Origin of the sequence: Agrobacterium sp. CGMCC 11546 (assembly GCF_013365515.1) — a bacterium.
GTDB lineage: Bacteria > Pseudomonadota > Alphaproteobacteria > Rhizobiales > Rhizobiaceae > Agrobacterium > Agrobacterium fabrum.
In genome coordinates, this window is sequence record NZ_CP047387.1 from 2,120,535 (window position 1) to 2,146,138 (window position 25,604).

Consider the following 25,604-nt stretch of genomic DNA (forward strand, 5'->3'; position numbering starts at 1 on the left):
GGAACAGGTCCCCCGATGGAACGAATGCGGCCCGATCACCGCGGTTAAGAACAGGAATTAGGCTGAAAGCCATGAAAACGCCAGCCACTTCAAAGCTTCGCCTTATTCCACCCGCAAAAGGCCACGGTGTTTCATATGACGGATAACTGATGTTTCGCCCCTTTGCCGCTTTTTCCCTGTCGCTTCTCGCCGCCCTTCCTGCACTTGCGCAGGAGGCGCAGAAGCCGAAGCAGTTGGTCATCGTCTCCTTCGACGGTGCGGGCGACAATACGCTGTGGGAAAGAAGCCGGGCGACGGGCAAGCAGGTCGGCGCGCATTTCACCTATTTTCTCGCCTGCACGCTTGTCATGGACAGGAAGACCAGCGCCAAGACCTATCAGGGACCGGGCCAGAAGGCCGGCCGTTCCAATGTCGGCTTCGGGCAGTCACCGGAAGAGGTGGAAACGAGGCTGAGAAACATCTGGGCCGCCTATCGTGAAGGCCACGAGATCGGCAACCATACCTGCGGCCATTTCGATGGCGGGCAGTGGACCGCCGAACAATGGGACGGCGAATTCACCACCTTCACCAGCACCCTGGAAAATGCCTGGCAGATGATCGGCAAGAAGGGCGAGGAGCCCGAAGGCTGGCGCGATATGGTGAGGAAGATCAATGGTTTCCGCGCCCCCTATCTGTCGCAGGGTCCGGCGCTGACCGCCGCGCAGAAGAAGCACGGCTTCGTTTACGACGCCACCAGCACCACCAAGGGGCCGGAATGGCCGGTGGAGCGCGAAGGCATCCAGCATTTCGGCCTGCCGCTCATTCCAGAGGGGCCCGGCAACCGCCCGATCATCGCCATGGACTACAATCTCTTCATCCGCCACTCCATCGGCATCGAAACGCCTGACCGTGCCGGGGAATTTGAGGAGCGCGCCTATACGGCCTTCCGCAATGCCTTCGACCGGCAATATAATGGCGAGCGCATTCCGTTGCAGATGGGCTTTCACTTCGTGAAGATGAATGGCGGCGCTTATTGGAACGCCTATGAGCGGCTGCTGCGCGAAGTCTGCCAGAAAGAGGATGTAGCCTGCGTCAGCTATGCCGAGGCGATGCCGATGATCGAGGCGCGCAGGAAGCAGAAGACCGAGGGTTAAGGCCCCCGTTTCAAGAAAAAGGCGGCCGATTGGCCGCCTTTTTATATGTTTTAGGGCTTATTTGCCGCCAGTTCACCAGCTTCCGCTTCCCGTTGCAGATATCGCTCGTCGATATCCGGCAGGGGCTTGTCGTCGATCGCGGCTTCAAAGGCCACCAAACGCTTATGAATGGACAGCAGTTCGATGATCGTCGTCCAGGAATTGACCAGATACTGAAACGAATTGCTGACTTGACCGAAGGCCGTGGCGATCTGCTGGTAGATACCGTAGGTGATCTTGCCTGCCACGATGGTTGGAACAAGCATTAAAAGCAGGAACACCGCATCGGCCTGAATGTAGAAATACCGGGCGACGTTGAAATAGAGATAGTGCCAATACATGCGGAAATAGTTTTTCCGCACATTGGAATACAGTTCCTTGACTGTCGGGGGCTGGGCGCGGTCTGCGTGGTCCTCGCCATAGACCAGTTCTTTACGATAGGCAGCTTCCACACGTTGATTGCGGAAGTTCAAACCGGGCAGCTTGATGCCGACCGTTGCCAGAAGCACCGTGCCGAATATGGACCAGACGATCGCCAGCCAGAACAATGCATGCGGCACTTCACCGATGATCGGCAATTCGGACACGTAGGACGACAGCGCAAACAGGATCGGCAGGAAAACCACGAGTGTCATGACCGAATTGATCAGGGTGATGCCCAATGCCTCCAGCGTGGAGGAGAACCGCATCGTATCTTCCTGCACACGCTGGGAAGCACCTTCGATATGGCGCAGCTTTTCCCACTTGGACATGTAGAAGTCGTTCATCGCGGTTCGCCAGCGGAAGATATAATGGCTGGTGAAGAAATCCGTCAGGATCGAAACCGCCATGCTGAGAAAGGCGATCTTGGCGAAGACGATCTGGAGGCTATAGAAATCCCAGACTTCGATACCCGGTTGTTTGGAAAGGGCATTTTGCAGAAGGTCACCGAAAGGCCGCCGGAAATTATTGATGACGACGGAAATCTGAACGCCGAAATAGGTCACCGCGATAATCAGCAGCGATCCCCATATGGACCAGAGCTTCCAGGGGTGATCCTTGGCGATGACGGTCCAGACGACGCCGAACAACGCCAGGCACGATGCTAGATAGCCGTAAAAGAACAGATTTGCGGGAACCAGAAAATAACTGAGATCGTAAGGTTCTTGTTCAGGCATCACGTAGCCCCAGGACGCCCCTACCCTTTCAACTATGAAATACCAGGCAAGAATGGCGAAGAAGGCCCAAACGATGGCGGAGGTAAAGAACAATTTCGGCTTGGGAAAGAAGGAATGAAACACGTTGTTGAACTCACGCGCGTTTGAAGTCGGCCATTATTGGCGAAGCACTAGATGGCCCGAACCTAGGGCAGAAATTTGTGCACAGCAACGACGAAGCGGCCACCTTAACAAGATGTAAGGCGCAAACGGTGGATCGATCCCCACAAAACATGGCGGATGCCAGCAGCGAGGGACAAAAAACGCGGATGGCGAGCCTAACGTCGCCCTTCCGCGGCAAGCACCGGCAGCATCAGGAGAATGCTGATGACCAGCACTGCGGAGGCGAGAATGCTGGGTGCGGTAAAACTTCCCGTCACTTCGGCAATCCACCCGGCGGCAAGCGGCCCGACGATCTGGCCCGTGCCGAAAGCGGCCGTCATCAGCGCAAAGGCGCGACGCGGGCTCGGCCCGGCAAATTCCCGGCCGAGTTGCAGCCCATAGGCGGTGATGACCATGAAGGTCAGCCCGAGAAGCAGGCCGCCGGCCAGAACGCCGGCCACGGGCGGCAGCATCACAGAGGCAAAGACGCCAACAGCCTCGACCGCAAGAACGATCACGAAAGCCCGCTTCAGCCCCTGTGACTTCAACACCGGTTTCCAGAGGAAGAGCGAAACGGCCGCAGCGCAGCCGGTGATGAACCAGGCAAGGAATTCCACGAAAGCGCCGGCCGCCGCCATGCGGGCAATCGCCACGATGAAGGTGGCAGTGATGACGTATCCGAAGCCGAACAGCCCATAGGCCAGCGTCGTCAGGAACAGCGGTCGCGTCCAGGCGAGCGGCGGCTCCGCCGCTAAAGACGCATGCCGCGGCGGGCCTGCGGGCAGCACCCGGAAGACGAGAAGAAATGCGACGAAGGAAAAGACGGCACCGGCGATCCACTCCTCCCTCCACGACGAACCGCCGCCATCAAAGACGACGCCGATCAGATAGACCGCCAGCGAGGAAATCGCGATACCGGCACCGACACCGCCATAATGCAGCGCCTGCACACTGTCCCTGCCGGCTTTTGCGGCATGGCCGATGACGATCTGCGAGGTGAAGATCATGGTCATCGCACTGGCGACACCCGCCAGAAACCGGATGACGGTGAAGGCCGCAACCGAGTTGAACGCGGCCATGGCAAGCAGCAGCGCGGCGGTGGAAAACAGGCCACAAAGCGCAATCAGCCGCTCCCGCCCCGACCCCCAGGAAGAGGCGGCGAGAATCGCGCCTGCGAGATAACCGGCGAAATTTCCAGCCGCAACAATTCCCGCATCCCCCGCCGAAAGCGGCACATCCGCCATCATGCCAGGCAGGATGGGGGTGAAGGAAAAGCGGCCGAAACCCATGGCGGAGGCCATCATCAAAGCGCCCGCGAAACCGAGCGCGGTCAGATGGCTGGTGGAAAGTGGCTTGTCGATGCTCATGCGTGGCTTATCGCAACAGGGCGGATAGGCGACAAGCGAGTTATTTTGATCGGCGTTATAAGTGGTCTTTATCGGTGACGCGGTGAGCGGCGATGCGTTCCTACGTCGCCGCTTGTTTCTTCTCCACGCCGGGGAGAAGAAAAATGCCGCAGCCGCTCACCTTATCTTAACGGCGAGCAAGCACCATCATTCTTCGCAAGAACGGATTTGTCACTCAACCAGCGTCAACACCAGCGGCCCGTTCTTCGTCGCCACCACCGTATGCTCATATTGCACCGTCGGCGCGCTCGGATCGCTGTATAGCGTCCACGGATCATCGTCGCCATCTTCGGCCCAATAAGCGCCCGTCGAAAGAAACGGCTCGACGGTGAACACCATGCCTTCCTGCATGATGCGGCGCTCATCCTTGTCCGGCCAGGTCGCCAACTCCTTAGGCTCCTCATGCAGCGAACGGCCGATGCCGTGGCTCGCCAGATTGGTGATCAGCGTATAGCGGTTCTTTTTGGCAAAGGCGCCGATGGCATTGCCGATATCGGCGAAGGGCCGGCCGGTTTTCACCTGTTGCAAGCCGGTCCACATGGCGCGTTTGCCATCGCGGCACAGACGCTCCATGTCCTTTTTGACAGGCGGCACGGCGAAGGACGAACCCGTGTCACCGAAAAAGCCGTTTTTCACCGCCGAGACATCGATATTGACGAGATCGCCTGCCTTGATGATGCGCGGGCCGGGAATGCCGTGGGCCACTTCCTCGTTGACGCTGATGCAGGTCGCGCCGGGAAATTTGTAGCAGAACTCCGGCGCGGATTGCGCGCCGTTATCCTCCAGCACCTTGCGGCCGATCGCATCCAGCTCGGCCGTGGTGATGCCGGGTTCCAGCGCGTCCGCCATGGTCTGCATGGCCACGGCACACAGGCGGCCGATATCCTTCAGCAGATCAAGTTCTTCGTCGGTGGAAATAACCATGTCTCTGTCCGTCGTTCTGTCTGGCGGGTCTGAAAACGCCCGCCTTGGTAATCATCAGGCCGTGGCTTTCACCGGATCGGCGCTCCCCGTCAATTCTTTTCTGACAAGAGGGGCGACTTTCGTACCATAAAGCTCGATGCCGCGCATGATCTGATCATGCGGCATCAGGCCGATGGCCATCTGCAGCAGGAAACGATCATTCTTGAAGACGCCATGTGCCTTGATGATCTTTTCCGCCACCAGTTCCGGTTCGCCGAGGAAGAGATTGCCCTCCGGCCCGCGCGCCGCATCGAAATGCGCACGGTTTGTCGGTCCCCAGCCGCGCTCGCGGCCGATGCGGTTCATCACCTCCGCCTGCGGTCCGTAAAACTGGTCGGCGGCCTTGTCGGTCGTATCGGCGATGAAGCCGTGCACATTGATGCTGGTGCGCAGTTTCGTCTTTTCCTGGCCAGCCCGACGGGCGGCCTCATGATAGAGATCGAACAACGGTGCAAAACGGCGGTATTCGCCGCCGATAATGGCAAGCGCCACCGGCAGGCCCATGGCGCCGGCCCGCGCCACTGATTGCGGTGTGCCGCCGACTGCGATCCACACCGGCAAACGCTCCTGCAAGGGCCGTGGATAAACGCCGCGCCCGTTGATGGCAGGATGTTTGGTGCCGGACCAGGTGACGATTTCCTGTTCGCGCAGCGCCAGCAGCAGATCCAGCTTTTCGGCAAACAGCACGTCGTAATCTTCGAGATCGTAACCGAACAGCGGATAGGATTCGATGAAGGAACCACGCCCGGCCATGATCTCGGCACGGCCGTTCGACAGAAGATCGACCGTGGAGAACTGCTGGAACACGCGCACCGGGTCATCCGAGCTCAGCACCGAGACGGCGCTCGTCAGACGGATGTTCTTCGTCTTCACCGCCGCCGCTGCAAGCACGGTGGAGGGCGAGGAGACGACATAGTCAGGGCGGTGATGCTCGCCCAGTCCGAAAACATCCAGCCCGACCTGATCGGCGAGTTCGATTTCCTCGAGCAATTCCCGCAGCCGACGCGCGCCTTCAGGCCCGCGGCCATCGGCGGGATTGGGATTGACATCCGCGAATGTGTAAAGACCGAGTTCCATAGACGATACCTCTGTTTGCTTGCCTGAGAGATAGGCACGGATGCCCTCGCAGACAAACGCAAAATCTGGAAGCTTAGCTTCGAAAAAATGGATGGGCGCAGCCGGATTTACCACACTGCCACCCTTCCCTGAAGTGGCGCCCGAAATCGCGCCCGAAATCACGATTGCCAGCCCGCCCCCTTTGGGCATAGGCTGCTTAAATATGTGCGAAGTAATGCAAAAAGGGGAAAGCATGCATCGGACAGTTATCGTGACAGGCTCCACAAGCGGCATCGGCCTTGCGATTGCCCAGCGGTTTGCGCGCGACGGTGCCAATATCGTGCTGAACGGCTTTGGCGACAACGACGAGATCGAAAAACTGCGCCTTCTGCTGGAAGCCGAAAGCGGCGGGCGGGTGCTTTACCATCCCGCCGATATGACGAAACCGGACGAGATCGCCGACCTCATCACTTCCTCGCATGAAAAGCTCGGCTCGGTGGATGTCCTCATCAACAATGCCGGTATCCAGCATATCGCGCCCATCGAGGAGTTCCCGACGGAAAAATGGGACTGGATCATCGCCATCAATCTGACCAGTTCTTTTCACACCATGCGTGCCGCGATACCGCTGATGAAGAAGGCAGGCAAAGGCCGCATCATCAACATTTCCTCGGCCCACGGCCTTGTCGCCTCGCCGTTCAAATCGGCCTATGTGGCGGCCAAACACGGCATCATGGGCCTGACGAAGACGGCAGCGCTCGAACTTGCCCAGACCGGCGTCACCGTCAACGCCATCTGTCCCGGTTACGTGCTGACGCCGCTGGTGGAAAAGCAGATACCCGAGATGGCCAAGGTGCGCGGCATCAGCGAAGAGGCGGTGAAGAACGACGTGATGCTGGAATTGCAGGCGACCAAACAATTCGTCACCGTCGATGACGTCGCCGCCGCGGCCATCTTTCTGGCAAGCGACGCGGCAAGCAATATCACCGGCACCCATATTTCGGTAGACGGCGGCTGGACGGCACAATAATTGCCGGATTTTCTTTCCGTTATGGAAACAATGAATTGCCAAAACGGAAATCGATATGCGCGCAAGGGCGTGCATAGATACACAGAGATAATCACAAGAAACCGGTTCGGCAGCCGGACAAAAAAGCAGGGCATTGCATGAAAGACGCGATCAGCTTCATCCTCAATAGCGAAACCGTTTCGCTGAAGGATTTCGGACCGACGGACACGCTTCTCGATTACCTCCGCATCAGCAAGCGGTTGACCGGGACGAAGGAAGGCTGCGCCGAAGGTGACTGCGGCGCCTGCACGGTGCTGGTCGGGCGACTGCTTGATGGTTCGCTGCGGTACGAAAGCGTCAATGCCTGCATCCGTTTTCTGGGCTCGCTGCATGGCACCCATATCGTCACGGTGGAGCATCTGGCCGCCCGCGACGGCACGTTGCATCCCGTGCAGCAGGCCATGGTGGATTTTCATGGTTCGCAATGCGGTTTCTGTACGCCGGGTTTCATCATGTCGCTTTATGGCCTGTGGCTATCAAGCGAAACCCCCGGCCGCGCCGATATCGAAAAGGCGCTGCAAGGCAATCTCTGTCGATGCACGGGTTATGAGCCGATCGTGAGGGCCGCCGAAAAAATCGCCGCGGCCCGTCCGAGTGCGCTGTTCGACCCGCTGCAACGGGACCGCACCGATATCATGGCAAAGCTCTGGGCGGTCCGCGAAAACGAGACGATCATCGTCACCCACGGCGAGGATCGCAGCATCATTCCGGCAACGCTTTCCGATTTGATCGAGATTTACGCCGCTGAACCGAAGGCCACCATCGTCGCCGGTTCCACCGATGTCGGCCTGTGGGTGACGAAGCAGATGCGGGCACTGAACCCTGTCATCTTCATCAACAATCTCGGGGATTTGCAGACGATCACCGTGGGTGAAGACGGCATCACGCTGGGCGCCGGTGTCACCTACAGCCAGGCCTTCAAGAGCATCGCAGAGCACTTCCCGCCGCTTGCCCGACTGTTCGACCGGCTGGGCGGTGAGCAGGTGCGCAATATGGGAACGATCGGCGGCAACATCGCCAATGGGTCGCCCATCGGCGACACGCCACCGGCGCTGATCGCGCTGGGCGCGACGCTTACCCTGCGCTCGTCTTCCGGAGGCCGCAGCCTGCCGCTGGAAAGCTATTTCATCGACTACGGCAAACAGGACCGGCTGAGCGGCGAATTCGTCGAAAAACTCTTCATTCCGTTCCAGAAACCGGAAAGCCGTTACGCCGTCTACAAGATTTCCAAGCGGCGCGACGAAGATATCTCCGCGCTCTGCGCCGCCTTCAATCTGACGTTAGATGCCGAAGGCACCGTCGAAGACATCCTCATCGCCTTCGGCGGCATGGCCGGCACGCCAAAACGGGCAACGCATCTGGAAGCGGCGCTTCTCGGGAAAGAGTGGTCGCAGGAAACGATCGACGCCGCGCGTGATGCGCTGGATGAGGATTTCACCCCGCTGACGGATTGGCGTGCAACCGCCGAATATCGCCAGTTGACGGCGAAGAACCTGCTGACACGATTCTTCCTGGAGACATCAGGGGAAAAGCAGGAACTCAGCCGTTTCTCACTGGAGGAGGCGTGATGATGGCGATGGCGAAACCCGCACCCTCCCTCATTCCTGTGCTTGTCACAGGAATCCAGCCGACGCGCGTCTGCGCGGCCAAAGACTCTTTTCAGCCCAAAGACTTGGGCTGGCTGGATTCCTGTGACAAGCACAGGAATGAGGGACTGTTCTCGCTGTCATATGCCGTAATTCACCAAGAAGGAGCTTGAACCATGGACACTACAAGCTTCGACAAGACCGAGACCGAAATCGACGGCCCGATGCACACGTCGCTCCGGCACGATTCCGCGCATAAGCATGTGACCGGCAGTGCCGAATATATCGATGATATTCCCGAACCCGCCGGCCTCGTCCACGGCGCACTCGGTCTTGCCGACCGTGCCCATGCTGAAATCGTTTCGATGGACCTCTCCGAAGTGGAAGCTACACCGGGCGTGCTGTGGGTGATGGTGGGCAAGGATGTGCCCGGCGAAAACGATGTCTCGTCCGGCGGTCGTCACGACGAGCCGCTGCTGGCCGAAACGAAGGTTGAATTCCACGGCCAGCCGATCTTTGCGGTGTTTGCCGAAACCCGCGATATCGCCAGAAAGGCCGCGCGCAAGGCAAAGATCACTTACAGAGACCTGCCGCATTTCACCGATATCGACACCGCGATTGAAAATGGCGGCGCGCTCGTCATTGATCCGATGACGCTGAAACGCGGCGATGCCAAGATTGAAATGGATGTCGCGCCCCGCCGCCTGACCGGCACGATGCGGATCGGCGGGCAGGAGCATTTTTATCTCGAAAGCCATATCGCCGTGGCCGTGCCGGGTGAGGATGACGAGGTGACGCTGTGGAGCTCCACTCAGCATCCAAGCGAAATCCAGCATATCGTCAGCCACATTCTGCAGGTGCCGTCCAACGCCGTCACTGTACAGGTGCGCCGCATGGGCGGCGGCTTCGGCGGCAAGGAAACCCAGGGCAACCAGTTTGCAGCGCTTTGCGCCATCGCCGCCAAGAAGCTGAACCGGGCCGTGAAAATCCGTCCCGACCGCGACGAGGATATGACGGCCACCGGCAAGCGCCATGATTTCCGTGTCGATTACGAACTTGGTTTCGATGAGGAAGGCCGCATCCACGCTGTCGACGCCACCTATGCGGCACGCTGCGGTTTTTCCTCCGACCTGTCCGGCCCGGTGACGGACCGCGCGCTGTTCCATGCCGATTCCAGCTATTTCTATCCGCATGTGCACCTCACCTCTCGGCCGCTGAAAACTCACACCGTTTCCAACACCGCCTTTCGCGGCTTCGGCGGCCCGCAGGGCATGCTGGGGGCCGAACGGTTCATCGAGGAAATCGCCTATGCCGTCGGCAAGGACCCGCTCGACATCCGCAAACTGAACTTTTACGGCGAGACCGGCTCCGGCCGCACCACGACGCCCTATCATCAGGAGGTCGAGGACAACATCATCGCCCGCGTCGTCGAGGAACTTGAGACATCCAGCGACTATCGCGCCCGACGCGAGGCGATCATCGAATTCAACAGGACGAGCCCGATCATCCGCAAGGGCATCGCGCTCACCCCTGTCAAATTCGGCATCTCCTTCACCATGACCGCCTTCAACCAGGCGGGCGCGCTGGTGCATATCTACAATGACGGATCGATCCACCTGAACCACGGCGGCACCGAAATGGGCCAGGGCCTCTACACCAAGGTGGCGCAGGTGGTGGCCGATGCCTTCCAAGTGGATATCGGCCGGGTGAAGATAACGGCCACGACCACGGGCAAGGTGCCGAATACTTCGGCCACCGCCGCCTCCTCCGGTACCGACCTGAACGGCATGGCCGCCTATGACGCCGCCCGTCAGATCCGCGAAAGGCTGGTGAAATTCGCCGCGGACAACTGGAATGTGCCGGAAGAAGAAGTGGTCTTCCTGCCGAACCGGGTGCGCATCGGACTTGAGGAAATCGCCTTCAACGATTTCGTCAAGAAGGCATATTTCGCCCGCGTGCAGCTTTCCGCCGCCGGTTTTTACAAGACGCCGAAAATCCACTGGGACCGCGCCGCCGGCCGTGGCACGCCGTTTTATTATTTCGCCTATGGCGCGGCCTGTTCGGAAGTGTCGATCGATACGCTGACCGGCGAATATATGATGGAACGCACCGATATCCTCCACGATGTCGGCAAGTCGCTGAACCCGGCCATCGACATCGGCCAGATCGAAGGCGCCTTCGTGCAGGGCATGGGCTGGCTGACGACGGAGGAATTATGGTGGGACGGCAAGGGGCGGCTGCGCACCCACGCGCCCTCCACCTACAAGATCCCGCTCGCCTCCGACCGGCCGAAGAGCTTCAACGTCAAGCTGGCGGAATGGGCCGAAAATGCCGAGCCCACCATCGGCCGCTCCAAGGCTGTGGGCGAACCGCCCTTCATGCTGGCGATCTCGGTTCTCGAAGCGCTCTCCATGGCCGTCGCCTCCGTCGCCGATTACAAGGTCTGCCCGCGTCTCGATGCGCCGGCCACACCCGAACGGGTTTTGATGGCGGTGGAACGGTTGAAAAAGGTGTGAGAGGGCCAGCGCCAATGCCTGACACCTCCTTATCCACTTTCCTCGCCCGCCCCGCCCCCACAATCCTCGTGGAAATCGAGGCGGTGAAAGGCTCATCACCTCGTGAGGCTGGCACCTTCATGCTGGTCAGCCAGGAAGCCCTCTGGGAAACCATCGGCGGCGGGCAATTCGAATATATGGCGATAGACCACGCCCGCGCCATGCTGCGCACAGGTGCTGCCGAAGACCGCATGGATATTCCGCTTGGGCCGGAAATCGGCCAATGCTGCGGCGGGCGGACCCTCATCCGATTCCGGCTGATAACGGCGGAGATTGCGGCCACTCTCGAGGCAAGACTGAAGGGCGAAGCCGAACAACAGCCAGCTGCGTTTATTTTCGGAGCAGGTCATGTCGGCAAGGCGCTGGCAGATGCCCTGTCGCTGTTACCGCTGACCCTGACGGTGGTGGAAACCCGTGAAAGCGAGTTGCGCGACATTCCGGCAGGCATCGCATCCATCCTCACGCCCATGCCGGAAGCGTTCGTTCAAAAAATCCCGGCAAATGGCGCGGCCATCATCGTCACCCACGATCACGCGCTCGATTTCCTGATTGCAAAGGAGGCGCTCGCCCGCGACGATCTCGCTTATGTCGGCATGATCGGCTCGAAGACCAAACGCGCCACCTTCGCCCACTGGCTGGAACGGGAAGGAGAGCCGCCTTCCCGCCTTGCAAAGCTCACGCTGCCCATCGGCGGCACGGGCGTCAGGGACAAGCGTCCCGCCGTCATAGCGGCCCTTGTGGCAGCCGAGTTGCTGCAAGCATTTTCCGTTGCCGAAACCCGTCGCAGCGAAAATCGACACGACCATCCTCAAGGCCAAGATCGCGCCTGAGCCCGTCCGGCAGGCTTTCGTCCGCCAGATTGTCCGGTGCCAGGCTTTCCCGGGTAAATCGTTCCGCTGTTCGCAGACCCGCACGCAGGCGGGACCACGCGCGCAAAAGTGCTGTGCGCATGTTCGTCTCCATTCAAAAATGTCAGAAGCTCAGTTGATGAATTGGGCTAAAAATGCTCTGGTTTCGGGAGAAAAACCAATGAAACCTTTGGCGACTAGCATAAAGAGAACTTATCCATGAAGATGTCTCGCCAGTTCCCTCTGAATGCGCTGCGCGTCTTCGATGCCGCCGCCAGGCACCTGAGTTTCACCAAGGCGGGTGAAGAGCTGGGCATGACGCAGACCGCGGTGAGTTACCAGGTGAAGCTCTTGGAGGAGAATATCGGTGAGCCGCTCTTCATCCGCAAAGCGCGCCAGGTTCAGCTGACCGAGGCCGGGCAGAAACTGGCGCCTAAAGTGGCGGAAGCCTTCCACAGCCTGCGGGAGGCCGTCGACAATGTGCGCGACACATCCGACACCACCCTGACCATCCATTCCACCGCCACTTTCGCATCGCGCTGGCTGTCGCGGCATCTCGGCGCTTTCCAGCTTGAACATCCCTCGATCGCGGTGCGGCTCGATACATCAAGCGCATTGATCGATTTTTCCCAGTCGGACTGCGATGTCGCCATTCGCTGGAGCCGCGACGATGGCAAGGGGCTGGCCTATCATCAATTGCTGCGCGGCGTTTATACGCCGATGCTGCATCCGAGCCTCGCCGAGAGCATCGGCGGATTGCACAGGCCGGAAGATCTGCTGCGCCTGCGCATCATCGATCCCGGCGACATATGGTGGAGCCAGTGGTTTCGTGAGGTGGGCGTCGAAAATCCGGGCCTTGACCGTTATCCACGCAGCCGCCTGAATGTGCAGGCCTTCGAAGCCGCCGCGGCAATCGCCAATCAGGGGGTGGCCATGCTCACCCCGGAGCTTTATGCCGACGAGATCGCGCTCGGCCGCCTTTACCAGCCATTCGAGCACCTCAGCAGCGAAGGCAAGAACTACTGGCTGGTCTATCCGGAAAACCGCAGGAACATTCGCAAGATAAAACTGTTTCGCGACTGGATATTGAAGCGCATAGAGGAAAGCCGGCCGCAGCAGCAGCCTCAATATCCCATATCAGGCGCATAAAAGCAGCGCGGCGTATCCTCGTCCGGAAACAGACAGAGATGATATTCACCATCTTCGGACCGCCTTGCCTCGCTCTGCGACCAGCTGAAGACATGGCGCCGCGTCACCAGCCGATGATCGCCGGGCGCAAGCGAGACCTCGTAGCCATCAGGCGTGACACGAACGCTACGCGTCGGGATCATCTGGCAGTCGCCGGTTTCGGTATCGCCATTGCAACAATAGCTCTCATATTTGAACCCCTTGTGGGATTCATGGGCAGGCGCCGTGGCGCTGAACGCCAGAAGCAGAAAGAGGACCGTCAAAACAAGGCGCATCGGCATGGTCTCCGTTGAAAACAACGGCGGCTGCCGGAAGGTCATTGCGTCCCTTCATTCAAAATTTCACACATAACCCGCACCCGGACACAACGGTACCGGGAACTGCAACACCTGCCCCCTGATCTGCCCCACCCCAGGGTTTGCAGCGCCCGCCTTCGGAATAACCGCCAGCGAAACATGTCATCGGGAGCCTTAAAGCCCCGCAGCCCTATATTTTAGCACATCGCCAGACTGCCAACAGGATAATAGCTGAGTCGCGTTAGCCAGCTAAGCACAAACTATGAGGCAGGAAGTGCGCATTACAACTTTACCGGGCCTACCGCAGTACCTTTGCAGCCCGAACCAGGTTGTGGACACAAGGCCATCGGATTGTGAACAATCGCTTCCCCATCGCTGCTTTTCCCTTTCCTAACGGTCAAATTTCTCGCAAGGTGCGATGCACAAGGATCAGGGGAACCGCATGTACGAATACGCCATTGCGTGGGAATGGATGGCCTTTGCCGTCCGCTGGCTCCACGTCATCACCGCCATCGCCTGGATCGGCTCATCCTTTTATTTCATCGCGCTCGATCTCGGGCTGGTCAAACGCCCGGATATGCCGCCAGGCGCCTATGGCGAGGAGTGGCAGGTGCATGGCGGCGGCTTTTACCACATCCAGAAATATCTGGTCGCTCCAGCCCGCATGCCCGAGCACCTGACATGGTTCAAATGGGAAAGCTATGTCACCTGGCTTTCCGGCTTCGCCATGCTCTGCATCGTTTATTACGGCGGCGCGGACCTTTTCCTCATCGACCATTCGGTGCTTGATCTCACCCAGTTCCAGGCCATCTGTCTGTCATTGGCCTCGCTCGCCATCGGCTGGCTGTTTTACGATTTCCTTTGCAAATCACCGCTCGGCAACAATACCTGGGGCCTGATGATCGTGCTCTATGTCGCGCTGGTGGCGATGGCATGGGGTTATACGCAGGTTTTCACCGGCCGCGCCGCCTTCCTGCATCTCGGCGCCTTCACCGCCACCATAATGTCGGCGAACGTATTCTTCATCATCATCCCCAACCAGAAGATCGTCGTGGCCGACCTGATCGCCGGGCGCACGCCCGACCCGAAATATGGCCGCATCGCCAAGCAGCGCTCATTGCACAACAATTACCTGACGCTGCCCGTCATCTTCTTCATGCTGTCGAACCATTATCCGCTGGCATTCGCCACGCAATTCAACTGGATCATCGCGGCACTGGTCTTCCTGATGGGCGTCACCATCCGCCACTGGTTCAACACAACCCATGCCCGCAAGGGCAAGCCGACATGGACCTGGCTTGCGACCGCCCTCATCTTCATCGTCATCATGTGGCTTTCCACCGTGCCGAAGGTGCTGACCGGCGAAGAGGAACAGAAGGCCGCCACTCTCTCCCCCATGCAGCAGCAATTCGTCAGCGACGCCCATTTCACCAAGGCCCGCGATGTGGTTCATGGCCGCTGTTCCATGTGCCATGCCGCCGAACCGGTGTGGGAAGGCGTGCCCTTCACACCGAAATCCGTGAAGCTGGAAACCGATGAACAGATCGCCGCCCATGCGCGCGAAATCTATTTGCAAGCCGGCCGCAGCCATGCCATGCCTCCCGGCAACATCACCGCCATCACCCCGGATGAGCGCAAGGTGCTGACCGCCTGGTACGAAAGCGCGGTTTCCGGGGCCGGAAAAGCCGAAGGAAAGACTGAATGAGCATGGTTCTGCTGCGTGGCCGCCTGCTGAGCTTCCGCCGCGCGCCGCTCTCGATCGACGATACGCAAAGCTATCTTTATATCGAAGACGGCGGCCTGCTTCTCGAAAACGGCAGGATTGCCGCCATCGGCGAATACGCCGATATTCGCGAGACAGCGCCGGAGGACGTCGAGGAAAAGGACCACCGCCCGCATCTCATCGTGCCCGGCCTCATCGACATGCACCTGCATTTCCCGCAGATGCAGGTCATCGGCTCCTATGCCGCCAATCTCTTGGAATGGTTGAACACCTATACGTTTCCGGAAGAATGCCGCTTCGTCGAAAGCGCCCATGCCCAGCGCATCGCCACGCATTTTTACGACGAGCTGCTGCGCCACGGCACCACCACGGCCGCTGCCTATTGCTCCGTGCACAAAACCTCCGCCGACGCCTTTTTTACTGAGGCCATGAAGCGCAACATGCTGATGATCGGCGGCAAGGTGATGATGGACCGCAACGCTCCGCAGGGCCTGCTGGACACGCCGGAAACCTCCTATGACGAGACGCGTCAGGTCATCGCCGACTGGCACGGCAAGGGCCGCAACCACGTCGCCATCACCCCCCGCTTCGCCATCACCTCCACGCCGAAGCAGATGGAAGCCGCCCAGGCGCTGGCGCAGGAATTTCCCGATCTCTTCATCCAGACGCATCTTTCCGAAAATCTGGACGAGATCAAATATACCTGCGAACTCTATCCCGAAGCGACTGACTATACCGATATCTATGTGCGTTACGGCCTGATGGGCAACAAGACCCTGCTCGGTCACGCCATCCACCTCTCCGATCGCGAAGCGGACGTACTGTCGGAAACCGGCGCGGTCGCCGTACATTGCCCCACTTCCAACCTCTTCATCGGCTCCGGCCTGTTCCCGATGAAAAAGCTGCAACGACGTGAAAAGCCTGTTCGTATCGCAGTCGCGACCGATATTGGCGGCGGATCGAGCTATTCCATGCTGCGCACCATGGATGAGGCCTACAAGATTCAGCAGTTGCTGGGCGAACGCCTCAACCCGCTGGAAAGCTGGTATCTGATGACCCGCGGCAATGCCGAAGCGCTTTCGATGGTTGACCGCATCGGCACGCTGGAGGCAGGCACGGACGCCGACATCACGGTGCTCAATGCCTCCTCGACGCCGGCCATGGCGCTGAAGATGGAAGTCGTGAAAAGCCTGACGGAAGAACTGTTCCTGATGCTGACCATGGGCGACGACCGCACGGTGGTGGAGACCTATGTGGCCGGCAGGGCGATGAAGAGCGTGCTGGCATAGTTCGGCTGGGGCCGAAACATAAGGTCACGACGTCGTTTATATAAGGCTTTCTATGGAGCGAGCGGGCGCCGCTTGTTTCTTCTCCCCGGCGGGGAGAAGAAACACGGCCGAAACGCGAACGACCTCTGGAGTGCCCGTGCCGGCTTTAGACACAACCACCCTGCTCATGGTTCTCGCGACCTTCGTTGTCGCCGGCATCGTCAAGGGCGTGACCGGCATGGGACTGCCCACAGTCGCCATGGGCGTGCTCGGCCTTTTCATGCCGCCTGTCGCCGCCGCCGGCCTGCTCATTCTGCCTTCCTTCATCACCAATATCTGGCAATTGCTGGCCGGACCGGATTTTCGGGCCATCGTGAAGCGACTGTGGCCGATGATGATCGCCATTGCGCTCGGCACCCTCATCGGCATCCGGCTGATGACCGCAGGCACCGGCATCTGGACCACCTCGGCGCTCGGCCTGTGCCTTGCGGCGTACGCGGCCTACAGCCTGCTTGCCAGACCGGTCTCGATTCCGGCAAGGCTGGAATCAAAACTCTCCCCCGTCATGGGGTTGGTGACGGGCCTGCTGACCGGCGGCACCGGAATTTTCGTCGTGCCCGCCGTGCCCTATATCCAGTCGCTCGGTTTTAACCGCGATGATCTGGTGCAGGCACTCGGCCTTTCCTTCACCGTCTCCACCGTTGCGCTCGCCGCCGGTCTTGCCTCGCAGAATGCCTTTCACGTCGAGCATCTGTCGCTTTCCGCTTTGGCCGTGCTGCCGGCCCTTGCCGGAATGTGGCTTGGCCAGAAAATCCGTTACGTCGTCAGCCCGGCGACATTCCGGCGCTGGTTTCTCATCTGCCTGCTCGTGTTGGGCGTTGAATTATTCTTTCGAGCTTTCTGGAGTTAACCCGTGCTGTGGCCAAACCGGCAAGCACCTTATTTTAGCGGCTTGATCGCCGTGTAGCTCACGGTTTCTTCGTTATTGGTACCTTCGTCGTAGATCTTTGCAACCGTTGCAAGCAGATCAGGCGCATAAACCGCGGTCCACCGCTCGACTTCCTCGTCGTTTCTCCTGACGTCGTAAACCACGTTAAAAACATCATAACTGCAGTAGCCAATAGAAAAAGATCGCCGTTTTGTAACGTTAAGACTCAGAGTCCACTTCTCCTTAAAGGCATCAGCCTTCAGCGGAATGAAGTCGAAAGTCCGGCGGGCACCGACTTTCAGAGGCCAGAAAGAAGAAAGATTTGATGTGAAATAAGCATTGTAATCTTCGTCACTTCCTGAACGAGAAATTTCGATAAGGCCTTGATAAAGAAATGCCTTTTGTTTTCCGCCGTCAGCAAAGCCATGTTCTACGGAAACGACAGGCCCCGCTGTTTTGAACGCGCTTTGCACGCCACTGTGACTGAGTACAAATCCATTCTTGTCGCTCTTAATCGTAGGGCACTCTGCTGCGAGAGCAATATTTGGAGATAAAAGAGAGGCTGCAAGAATTTTAAAAAAGGAAGATGACATGAGCAACAATTCCACGGAGATAAGGTAACTACAGATTGCCGGTTTCTAATGAAAACTCAACTCTGATTTCTAGATACAAGCGATTCAAAAAACCCTAAAACTACGATCGACGAACTCGCGCATCCAAATAGAATATGCTACGTGAAGCCATCATTCAAATGTGAAGGCTTTATCCATGGGCAAAATCCTGACCATCGCCGATCTGAAGCAGCAAGCGCGACGTCGTGTGCCAAAAATGTTTTTCGACTATGCCGATAGCGGCGCTTGGACGGAAAGCACATACCGCGCCAACGAAGATGATTTTGGAAAGATAAAGCTGCGCCAGCGTGTGCTCGTGGATATGACCGACCGCTCGCTCGCCACCGAAATGATCGGTGAAAAGGCTGCGATGCCGGTAGCGCTGGCGCCAACGGGCATGACGGGCATGCAGCACGCCGATGGCGAAATGCTGGCCGCCAACGCGGCAGAGGAATTCGGCGTGCCTTTCACGCTTTCCACCATGAGTATCTGCTCCATCGAGGATGTCGCCTCGGTCACGTCAAAACCCTTCTGGTTCCAGCTTTACGTGATGAAGGACCGCGACTTCGTCAATAATCTCATCGACCGCGCCAAGGCAGCGGGATGCTCGGCGCTGGTGCTGACGCTCGACCTGCAAATCCTCGGCCAGCGCCACAAGGATTTGCGCAACGGCCTGTCCGCGCCGCCGAAATTCACCCCCAAACATATCTGGCAGATGGCGACCCGGCCGCAATGGTGCATGGACATGGCGCGCACCAAGCGCCGCAGCTTCGGCAATATCGTCGGCCATGCGAAAAACGTGTCCGACCTTTCATCGCTCTCCACCTGGACGGCCGAACAATTCGATCCGCGCCTGTCCTGGCAGGACGTCGAATGGATCAAGCAACGCTGGGGCGGCAAGCTAATCCTCAAGGGTATCCTTGACGAGGAAGATGCCCGCGCCGCGATCGATACCGGCGCCGATGCCATCATCGTCTCCAACCATGGCGGCCGCCAGCTCGACGGCGCCCATTCCTCCATCGCCATGCTGCCGAAGATCGTCGATGCCGTTGGTGACAGGATCGAAGTGCACATGGATGGTGGCATCCGCTCCGGCCAGGATGTGTTGAAGGCGGTCGCACTTGGTGCCAGGGGCACCTATATCGGCCGCCCCTTCCTCTACGGCCTTGGCGCCGGCGGAAAACAGGGCGTGACAACGGCGCTCGAGATCATTCGCAAGGAACTGGATATCAGCATGGCGCTCTGCGGCAAGCGGCTGATCACGGATGTGGACCGCAGCATTCTGGCTTGATGGTGACGTGGAGTAGATGGGCAGGGCCTCAGAGCCGATGCGCCATAAAGTCCCGCCCTGCGCTGCCTCCCTCATCCCTGTGCCTGTCACAGGGATCCAGCCAGCCCAAGTCCTTGGGCTGAAAGGAGTCTTTCCGTCGCGCCGACGCGCGTCGGCTGGATTCCTGTGACAAGCACAGGAATGAAGACAAGAGAGCCTAGTGCCCCACCGTCTTCGAAAACACATTCACGATCACCACGCCGGTGATGATGAAACCTAGACCGATGACAGCAGCCAGATCCAGCGTCTGGCGAAACACGAAATAGCCAATCCCTGAAATCAGCACGATACCGAGCCCGCTCCAGATCGCATAGGCCACCCCCACCGGCAGCGCGCGCAACGTGAACGACAGCAGATAAAAGGCAGCACCGTAAAACAACGCCATCAGCACGGTCGGCAGCAGCCGGGTGAACTGCTGCGACTGCTGCAGGAAAGAGGTCGCGATAACCTCGCAGACGATGGCTGCGACAAGCGCCCCATAGGTCAAAACAGCCGCATTCATCGTCCCGCTTCCTTCTTTGTCTGCGCGATCATCCGGGCCCTGAGAGCCGCCCTGTCGCCACCCGCCATGCCGTTATCGGCCAGAAGATCGGCAAACCAGATGCCGTCTGCCGCAAGCCGCACCAGTTCCAGTACCACCCCGTCATCGGTGTCTTTATGACGGGCAAGACGTCCCTCCAGCCAGCCCGTCCACATGCGCCGAAGCGACGGTTCTCCGATCATAGATACCGACAGCGCGGCCCATTGCCTGCCCGATTCCCGGTCGCGATCGGCAAAAACAGCGTTCACATAGGCCCGCGTGAAGCGCCCAAAAGCTTCACAATCCTGTGAGACGAGCACATCGATTTCCGCGTCCAGCGCCGAAAGAAGGTCCGCCATGACCGCTTCCAGCAGCACCTGCTTGGACGAGAAGTGGTGAAACAGTCCACCCTTCGTTACCCCCGCCGCATCGGCCACCGCCTGCACGGAAAGCGCCGCAACACCCTGCTCAGCAGCAAGTTTCGCCGCGCAATCGAGAAGATTGCGGCGCACGATCTCGGGCTGCTTCTTGCGTTCATGAGCGTTTGTCATGCGGCTAAACATACCGGATGGTTGGTTTCTTTACAAGGAAATTGTGGGGGCAGCCATCGGGTTGAAATTCATACTTAATTAAGCATGAAAGCGATCTCTAAAGTTTTAGCGGTTTTGTTGCCGGAAAGTGTCAGTAAAATTCCGTCCATCGTGGCGGTCGAACAAAAGGGGTGGATTATGTCGGGAATGGTCAAACGGGGAATGGCGGGTGCATGGGTCTTCGCGCTCACCTTCTTTTGCGCGATCCTCTCCTTGCAGGCATCGCCGGCCCAGGCCGGCTACGCCCACTTCATCATGGATGCCAATACCGGTAAGGTGCTGGCCGCCCGCAATGCCGATGTGCTGAACCACCCCGCCTCGCTCACCAAGATGATGACGCTTTACATGACCTTCGAAGCGCTGCACGCCGGCCGGCTTCGCTGGGACCAGAAGATCACCATGTCCAAAAACGGCGCATCGGTGATCCCCTCCAAGCTTTATGTGCGTCAGGGCCAGACCTTCACGGTGCGCGAAGCCGTTTATGGCATGATCGTCAAATCTGCCAATGACATGGCGGAAGGTATGGGCGATCACCTCGGCGGCTCCGAGGCACGGTTCGCGGAAATGATGACCCGCAAGGCACGCCAGCTCGGCATGTCGAAGACGGTGTTCCGCAATGCCTCCGGCCTGCCCAGCAAATCCCAGGTGACGACGGCGCGCGACATGGCCAGGCTCGGCCTGGCGCTGCAGCGGGACTTCCCCAAAGAATACGGCCTCTTCGCCATGGAATCCTTCAGTTTCCGGGGAAAACGCATCCGCGGCCATAACAATCTGATGTATCGATATCAGGGCATGGACGGCATCAAGACTGGCTACACCAATGCCTCCGGCTTCAACCTCGTCAGCGCCATCAACCACAATGGCCGCCGCGTCGTCGGCGTCGTGCTGGGTGGCAAGACCGCCCGCAGCCGTGACGCCCAGATGGCAGCCCTTCTCGACAAGGCCGTGCCGCAGGCATCCAGAAGCCGCAACACCGAACAGCTCGTGGCCAGCGCCAATGTCAGCCGCACCTTCGATGTGGCCGCCGCCTTGCCGCCTGCTTCCGTGCCCCCCAAGTCCGTGCCACTACCGATGTTCGCCGAACGCCGCGCCGACCCGGTCGCCATGCAGATTGCCACCGCCAATAGCCAGATGGCCGACATGATGCAGGTCTCCGCCATTCCGAGACCTGCTCCCGCCGCCGCTACGACCGGCGAGAGAAGCCGCTGGGAGGTGCAGATCGCCGCGACCGACAGCGAAGCCGCCGCCCGCTCCCTGCTTGCCAATGCCCGCTCCAATATCGGCAGCTATACCGGGATCGCTCCCTACACCGAGGCCGTGCAAAGCGGATCGGCAACGCTTTACCGCGCCCGCTTCACCGGCTTCGAAGACCAGTCTTCGGCCGTATCCGCCTGCAAGGAACTGAAGGCGCAATCCTATGCCTGCGTGGTGATGACCAGCGAGGGGTGATTCAGCGCTTGAGCCACCCGTTCGTCAGCGCGTCTGCGAGATAGGGAATCCCGTTGACCCGCGCCATTTCAGACATGGCCAGATTATCGTAGCGGATATTCCGGAAATAGACCTGCCAGCCACGCCCCGTCTCTTCCAGCACGGCATAGGTGGCGAGCGCATGACCGGCCTCGACATGGTGGTCGAAAGGTGTGTCGTCCTTCCAGCCGGGGCATCCGACGCTGCCGGGATTGACGATCAGCCGGCCATCGGAAAGCTGCACCGCGCGGGGAATATGCGTGTGGCCACACAGCATCAGCGGCTGGGTGATGCCTTCCGCCCTCTCCTCGATCTCGGCGAGCGGCCGCAGTTTCAGCACGCCTTCCGGCGACAGTGTTTCCAGCCAGTAGTCGAGATCGCCGAGCGGCGAACCGTGGCAGCAATAGGCGACATCCCTGAATACCATGCTGAAGGGTAACGTATGCAGCCAGTCCAGATGTGCTGCGGTGAGCTGCGCATGGGCCGGCTTCTCCCAACTACCCATATTCTGCGGCGCCCGCTCGATCAGCTCCCGGTCATGATTGCCGCGAATGCTGGGTATCCAGTTGCCAACCAAGACGTCGCCGGTGAAACCTGCCTCCAGCGGGCCACTGAAACAATCGCCGAGATTGACGATGTCCTTGATGCCCAGCTTCGCAATATCCTCCAGCACGGCTTCGAGTGCTGCGCAGTTTCCGTGAATATCGGCAATCGCGGCAAAGATCATGGCTATCAGCTTCCTCGATAGGTGGAATAGCTATAGGGCGAAAGCAGAAGCGGCACATGATAGTGGCCGCTTTCATCGGCAATGCCGAAGCGGATGGGGATGATGTCGAGAAAGGCCGGTTCCGCCAGTTGAACGCCCCTGCCGCGCAGATAATCGCCGGCATGGAAAACCAGCTCATATTCGCCAGCCTTGAAACTGTCGCCGACAAGTAGCGGCCCGCCATCGACCCGGCCATCGCTATTGGTTTTCATCGTCTTGATCTTCTCGCGGCGATCACCGGAGAGCCGGTAAAGCTCGATCGTCAGCCCCTCAGCGGGCACCCCATGCGCGGCATCGAGGACATGAGTGGTCAAACCGGTCATAGGCTGGGCTCCGCGATCATGAAGGGCTCATCGAAAAAATACTCTTCCAGATTGTTACCCGGCCCCTCGCGATCGGCAACCAGAAAATCCGAAACCGCCTGCAGCGGCATCAGCGGATAATGCCAGATATTGCGGCGGTAATTCACGCCCTGATCACCCCGCGCCAGAAACACCTGCGGCCGGGCGGGCCGGCCGCCGTCATCTTCCGCAACGACAACGAGGAAAGGCCGGCCGGAGAGCGGCGAAAAACTCTGGCTGCCGAGCGGATGCCGCTCCATCATCTCGATCTTGTGCGGAAAGAAGCGTGGCTGGCCCCGGAAGATATTGAGAATGATGCGCGCCCCCTCGCCCGCAGCTTCGGGCGCTGCAAGCGCATGATGCCGCTCGGTCTGGCCACCATTGATGTGGCGCATGGAAGAGGGTGTCGTTTCAATCACATCACCGAAGGGTGTGAACGCCTGTTTGGTGAGAGGCCGTATCTCGAGAAAATCAGTCAAATGTCATTCACCTTGGGCATGCCAATTGTGCAGAAGAGAGAGTTTGTCCAGAAGGTCGGGTATCGCCGTCTGGGTCGTATCCCAGACCGTTTCCAGATTGATGCTCATGTAACCATGTGCGATCCTGTTCCGCATGCCGCGCATCTTGACCCACGGAATATCAGGAAAATCCGCCACGAAAGCCGGGAACTCTTCCATGATCCGAGCCGTCGTCTCGCCAATAATCAGAAGGTTCATCGCCACCGCCCGTTGACGGACGAGATCAGCCCAAAATTCGTCTTTTGTGTTCCGTTGAACGAAGTCAATGGTTTCCGAAGCAACCTGCCGGATGTCCTGAAGATAAACGTTCAGCCGCTCGACGCTCATACAGGCTTCGCTTCCTGCAGCACCTTCACACGGACACGCTCCGGAAAATCGCCCGGCGTCAGCAGGTGAATTTCCGTACCCCGCATAATATCCGTCAATTCCTCCAGCAAACCGCCAAGGTCGAACAATGTCGTGCCCGGCAGGGCATCCACGAGGATATCGAGATCGCTGTCCGGCCGGTCCTCGCCGCGGGCCACGGAGCCGAAAACACGCGGGTTTGCCGCGTTGAAGCGCTTCGTCGCTTCGCGGATCGCCTCCCTGTTCTTTTCCAGCACCTCGGACGGTCGCATGATCTTTATCTCCAGACGGCGCGATCCTAGCAGAACGGCCTGCACTCGCCAATTCAGCCTTCCGGCAGCATAGAGGCAAGACGCAGCCAGACGATCTTTTCCACCTGCGCCGTTGCGGTTGCGAATTCCTGCGCCGCGTCGTTGTCGATGCGGGTCTCGAAGGCGGAGAGAATATCGTGCCTGTTCAGCCCCTTGACCGCGATGATGAAGGGAAAACCGAATTTTTCGGTATAGGCGCTGTTCAGTTGGGTGAACCGTGCATGTTGCTGCGGCGAAAGCCGATCGAGCCCGGCACCGGCCTGTTCGTTGCGGCTGTCGGCGGTCAGTTCGTCGGCAATCGCCAGCTTGCCGGCCAGATCGGGATGCGCCCGCAAAACGCCGAGCCTTTCCGCCTCGGAAGCCACCCGGAACTGCGCGCAAAGGGCCCCGTGAACCGCCTTCGCCGTCAGTTCCAGGCCTGCGCCACCAGCATCATAGGCCCGTTCGGCAATGAAGGGCGAATGTTCGAACACGCCACCGAAGCGGGCGACAAATTCCTCGCGCGTCACCATCAAGGCGTCTCCGGCTTGTGGTGTTCATGCCAGTGGCGGGCGATCTCGAGGCGCTGCGGAATCCACACCTTCTCGTGACCAAGCACATATTCGATGAAACGGCGCAGCGCCGCGGTCCGGCCCGGCCGGCCGACGAGACGGCAGTGCAGGCCGATGCTCATCATCTTCGGCGCACCTTCGACACCCTCCTGGTAAAGCACGTCGAAGGCATCCTTCAGATAAGTGAAGAACTGGTCGCCGGAATTGAAACCCTGCGGCGTGGCAAAACGCATGTCGTTGGTATCGAGCGTATAGGGAATGATCAGGAACGGCTCATCGCTCGTCCCCTTCACCCAATAGGGCAGATCGTCGGCATAGGAATCGGATGAATAAAGGAACCCGCCCTCCTCCATGACGAGGCGCAGCGTATTGTCGGATGGCTTGCCCTGATACATGCCGTAGGGCCGCTCGCCCGTCAGTTCGGTATGCAGGCGCACCGCTTCGACGATGTGCTTGCGCTCTTCCTCCTCAGAAAAGTCCTTGTATTCCAGCCAGCGATAACCGTGGCTGGCGATTTCCCAGCCCGCTTCCTTCATGGCGGCAACGGCCTCGGGGTTGCGAGCCATCGCGGCGGTCACACCGTAAACGGTGGTGGTAACGCCAAGCCCGGTGAACATACGCCACAGCCGCCAGAAGCCAGCACGCGAGCCATATTCGTAGATCGATTCCATGTTCAGGTTGCGCTGGCCGGGCCACGGCTGGGCGCCGACGATTTCCGACAGCAGCGATTCCGACGCCTTGTCATTGTCGAGAATGCAGCTTTCGCCGCCCTCCTCGTAATTGATGACGAATTGTACGGCGATGCGCGCCCCGCCCGGCCATTTCGGATCAGGAGCGTTGCGGCCATAGCCCACCAGATTGCGGGAGTAATTTTCGGAAATCATTCAGCCACCCCGAA

At 59.3% G+C, this 25,604-nt stretch carries 26 protein-coding genes; 11 read left to right on the top strand and 15 right to left on the bottom strand.

Annotated elements, in window-relative coordinates:
• The first annotated feature begins 149 nt into the window (after positions 1-149).
• Positions 150-1,133, top strand: a complete 984-nt coding sequence (locus GSF67_RS10645; protein ID WP_006314664.1) for a polysaccharide deacetylase family protein — start codon at positions 150-152, stop codon at positions 1,131-1,133.
• A 50-nt stretch (positions 1,134-1,183) separates the two neighbouring features.
• Here the strand turns inward: GSF67_RS10645 and sbmA are convergent, their stop codons facing one another.
• The 4 genes from sbmA to GSF67_RS10665 all read right to left on the bottom strand — a co-directional run bounded on the left by sbmA (position 1,184) and on the right by GSF67_RS10665 (position 5,916).
• Positions 1,184-2,452: a peptide antibiotic transporter SbmA gene (gene sbmA / locus GSF67_RS10650; protein WP_006314665.1), complete on the bottom strand. Its 1,269-nt coding sequence runs from the start codon at positions 2,450-2,452 to the stop codon at positions 1,184-1,186.
• Between the two features lie 194 nt (positions 2,453-2,646).
• Positions 2,647-3,837 (bottom strand): MFS transporter, encoded by a 1,191-nt coding sequence (locus GSF67_RS10655; RefSeq protein ID WP_006314666.1) that lies wholly within the window; start codon positions 3,835-3,837, stop codon positions 2,647-2,649.
• A 210-nt stretch (positions 3,838-4,047) separates the two neighbouring features.
• Complete coding sequence (gene map / locus GSF67_RS10660) at positions 4,048-4,800, bottom strand: type I methionyl aminopeptidase (RefSeq protein ID WP_006314667.1); 753 nt, start codon at positions 4,798-4,800, stop codon at positions 4,048-4,050.
• 54 nt (positions 4,801-4,854) lie between these two features.
• Positions 4,855-5,916, bottom strand: coding sequence for an LLM class flavin-dependent oxidoreductase (locus GSF67_RS10665; RefSeq protein WP_035216115.1), 1,062 nt, complete (start codon positions 5,914-5,916; stop codon positions 4,855-4,857).
• A gap of 232 nt (positions 5,917-6,148) precedes the next feature.
• On the opposite strand from GSF67_RS10665, the gene GSF67_RS10670 reads away from it, so the two are divergent.
• From GSF67_RS10670 to GSF67_RS10690, 5 genes are all read left to right on the top strand, one after another.
• Positions 6,149-6,925, top strand: coding sequence for a 3-hydroxybutyrate dehydrogenase (locus GSF67_RS10670; RefSeq protein ID WP_006314669.1), 777 nt, complete (start codon positions 6,149-6,151; stop codon positions 6,923-6,925).
• Between the two features lie 137 nt (positions 6,926-7,062).
• The gene (gene xdhA / locus GSF67_RS10675) at positions 7,063-8,532 is read left to right on the top strand and encodes a xanthine dehydrogenase small subunit (protein WP_006314671.1); all 1,470 of its coding nucleotides are present in this window, start codon (positions 7,063-7,065) and stop codon (positions 8,530-8,532) included.
• A gap of 194 nt (positions 8,533-8,726) precedes the next feature.
• Positions 8,727-11,066 carry a xanthine dehydrogenase molybdopterin binding subunit gene (gene xdhB / locus GSF67_RS10680; protein ID WP_006311736.1) on the top strand — a complete coding sequence of 780 codons (2,340 nt, stop codon included), beginning with the start codon at positions 8,727-8,729 and terminating at the stop codon, positions 11,064-11,066.
• A 14-nt stretch (positions 11,067-11,080) separates the two neighbouring features.
• Positions 11,081-11,935: a xanthine dehydrogenase accessory protein XdhC gene (xdhC, locus tag GSF67_RS10685; protein WP_006311735.1), complete on the top strand. Its 855-nt coding sequence runs from the start codon at positions 11,081-11,083 to the stop codon at positions 11,933-11,935.
• Positions 11,936-12,172: 237 nt separating this feature from the next.
• Positions 12,173-13,102, top strand: coding sequence for a LysR substrate-binding domain-containing protein (locus tag GSF67_RS10690; protein WP_006311734.1), 930 nt, complete (start codon positions 12,173-12,175; stop codon positions 13,100-13,102).
• On the opposite strand, the gene GSF67_RS10695 is transcribed toward GSF67_RS10690, so the two are convergent.
• Complete coding sequence (locus GSF67_RS10695) at positions 13,078-13,416, bottom strand: hypothetical protein (protein WP_035214922.1); 339 nt, start codon at positions 13,414-13,416, stop codon at positions 13,078-13,080. The genes GSF67_RS10690 and GSF67_RS10695 overlap by 25 nt on opposite strands.
• A gap of 463 nt (positions 13,417-13,879) precedes the next feature.
• Between GSF67_RS10695 and puuD the strand changes: the two genes are divergently transcribed.
• From puuD to GSF67_RS10710, 3 genes are all read left to right on the top strand, one after another.
• Positions 13,880-15,142, top strand: a complete 1,263-nt coding sequence (gene puuD / locus GSF67_RS10700) for a urate hydroxylase PuuD (protein ID WP_035214920.1) — start codon at positions 13,880-13,882, stop codon at positions 15,140-15,142.
• Entirely contained in the window at positions 15,139-16,449 is a 1,311-nt protein-coding gene (gene guaD / locus GSF67_RS10705; protein WP_006311731.1) for a guanine deaminase, read from the top strand. Before puuD ends, guaD begins: the two co-directional genes overlap by 4 nt.
• A 166-nt stretch (positions 16,450-16,615) precedes the next feature.
• On the top strand, positions 16,616-17,338 hold the full coding sequence (locus GSF67_RS10710; protein ID WP_006311730.1) for a sulfite exporter TauE/SafE family protein: 723 nt from the start codon (positions 16,616-16,618) through the stop codon (positions 17,336-17,338).
• A gap of 29 nt (positions 17,339-17,367) precedes the next feature.
• Here the strand turns inward: GSF67_RS10710 and GSF67_RS10715 are convergent, their stop codons facing one another.
• Positions 17,368-17,949 carry a hypothetical protein gene (locus tag GSF67_RS10715; protein ID WP_180217551.1) on the bottom strand — a complete coding sequence of 194 codons (582 nt, stop codon included), beginning with the start codon at positions 17,947-17,949 and terminating at the stop codon, positions 17,368-17,370.
• A gap of 175 nt (positions 17,950-18,124) precedes the next feature.
• On the opposite strand from GSF67_RS10715, the gene GSF67_RS10720 reads away from it, so the two are divergent.
• Positions 18,125-19,258 (top strand): alpha-hydroxy acid oxidase, encoded by a 1,134-nt coding sequence (locus GSF67_RS10720; protein WP_006311728.1) that lies wholly within the window; start codon positions 18,125-18,127, stop codon positions 19,256-19,258.
• Between the two features lie 196 nt (positions 19,259-19,454).
• On the opposite strand, the gene GSF67_RS10725 is transcribed toward GSF67_RS10720, so the two are convergent.
• Both GSF67_RS10725 and GSF67_RS10730 read right to left on the bottom strand, forming a co-directional pair.
• Positions 19,455-19,799, bottom strand: a complete 345-nt coding sequence (locus GSF67_RS10725; RefSeq protein ID WP_006311727.1) for a multidrug efflux SMR transporter — start codon at positions 19,797-19,799, stop codon at positions 19,455-19,457.
• On the bottom strand, positions 19,796-20,380 hold the full coding sequence (locus tag GSF67_RS10730) for a TetR/AcrR family transcriptional regulator (RefSeq protein WP_006311726.1): 585 nt from the start codon (positions 20,378-20,380) through the stop codon (positions 19,796-19,798). Before GSF67_RS10730 ends, GSF67_RS10725 begins: the two co-directional genes overlap by 4 nt.
• Positions 20,381-20,569: 189 nt before the next feature.
• Between GSF67_RS10730 and GSF67_RS10735 the strand changes: the two genes are divergently transcribed.
• Positions 20,570-21,856, top strand: a complete 1,287-nt coding sequence (locus GSF67_RS10735; RefSeq protein ID WP_035214902.1) for a D-alanyl-D-alanine carboxypeptidase — start codon at positions 20,570-20,572, stop codon at positions 21,854-21,856.
• A 1-nt stretch (position 21,857) separates the two neighbouring features.
• Here the strand turns inward: GSF67_RS10735 and GSF67_RS10740 are convergent, their stop codons facing one another.
• Genes GSF67_RS10740 through puuE form a run of 7 tightly spaced genes read right to left on the bottom strand, consistent with a single transcriptional unit; the run spans position 21,858 to position 25,590 of the window.
• A complete protein-coding gene (locus GSF67_RS10740) occupies positions 21,858-22,601 on the bottom strand; it encodes a metallophosphoesterase (protein ID WP_006311724.1) in 744 nt (247 codons plus the stop codon).
• A gap of 5 nt (positions 22,602-22,606) precedes the next feature.
• Complete coding sequence (gene uraH / locus GSF67_RS10745; protein ID WP_006311723.1) at positions 22,607-22,963, bottom strand: hydroxyisourate hydrolase; 357 nt, start codon at positions 22,961-22,963, stop codon at positions 22,607-22,609.
• The gene (locus GSF67_RS10750) at positions 22,960-23,460 is read right to left on the bottom strand and encodes an ureidoglycolate lyase (protein WP_006311722.1); all 501 of its coding nucleotides are present in this window, start codon (positions 23,458-23,460) and stop codon (positions 22,960-22,962) included. Before GSF67_RS10750 ends, uraH begins: the two co-directional genes overlap by 4 nt.
• Positions 23,461-23,463: 3 nt before the next feature.
• Complete coding sequence (locus GSF67_RS10755; RefSeq protein ID WP_006311721.1) at positions 23,464-23,826, bottom strand: DUF86 domain-containing protein; 363 nt, start codon at positions 23,824-23,826, stop codon at positions 23,464-23,466.
• Complete coding sequence (locus GSF67_RS10760; protein WP_010972233.1) at positions 23,823-24,116, bottom strand: nucleotidyltransferase family protein; 294 nt, start codon at positions 24,114-24,116, stop codon at positions 23,823-23,825. Before GSF67_RS10760 ends, GSF67_RS10755 begins: the two co-directional genes overlap by 4 nt.
• A 53-nt stretch (positions 24,117-24,169) precedes the next feature.
• Positions 24,170-24,667 (bottom strand): 2-oxo-4-hydroxy-4-carboxy-5-ureidoimidazoline decarboxylase, encoded by a 498-nt coding sequence (gene uraD / locus GSF67_RS10765; protein WP_006311719.1) that lies wholly within the window; start codon positions 24,665-24,667, stop codon positions 24,170-24,172.
• A complete protein-coding gene (gene puuE, locus GSF67_RS10770) occupies positions 24,667-25,590 on the bottom strand; it encodes an allantoinase PuuE (protein ID WP_006311718.1) in 924 nt (307 codons plus the stop codon). The genes uraD and puuE overlap by 1 nt, the downstream gene beginning before the upstream one ends.
• Positions 25,591-25,604: the final 14 nt, after the last annotated feature.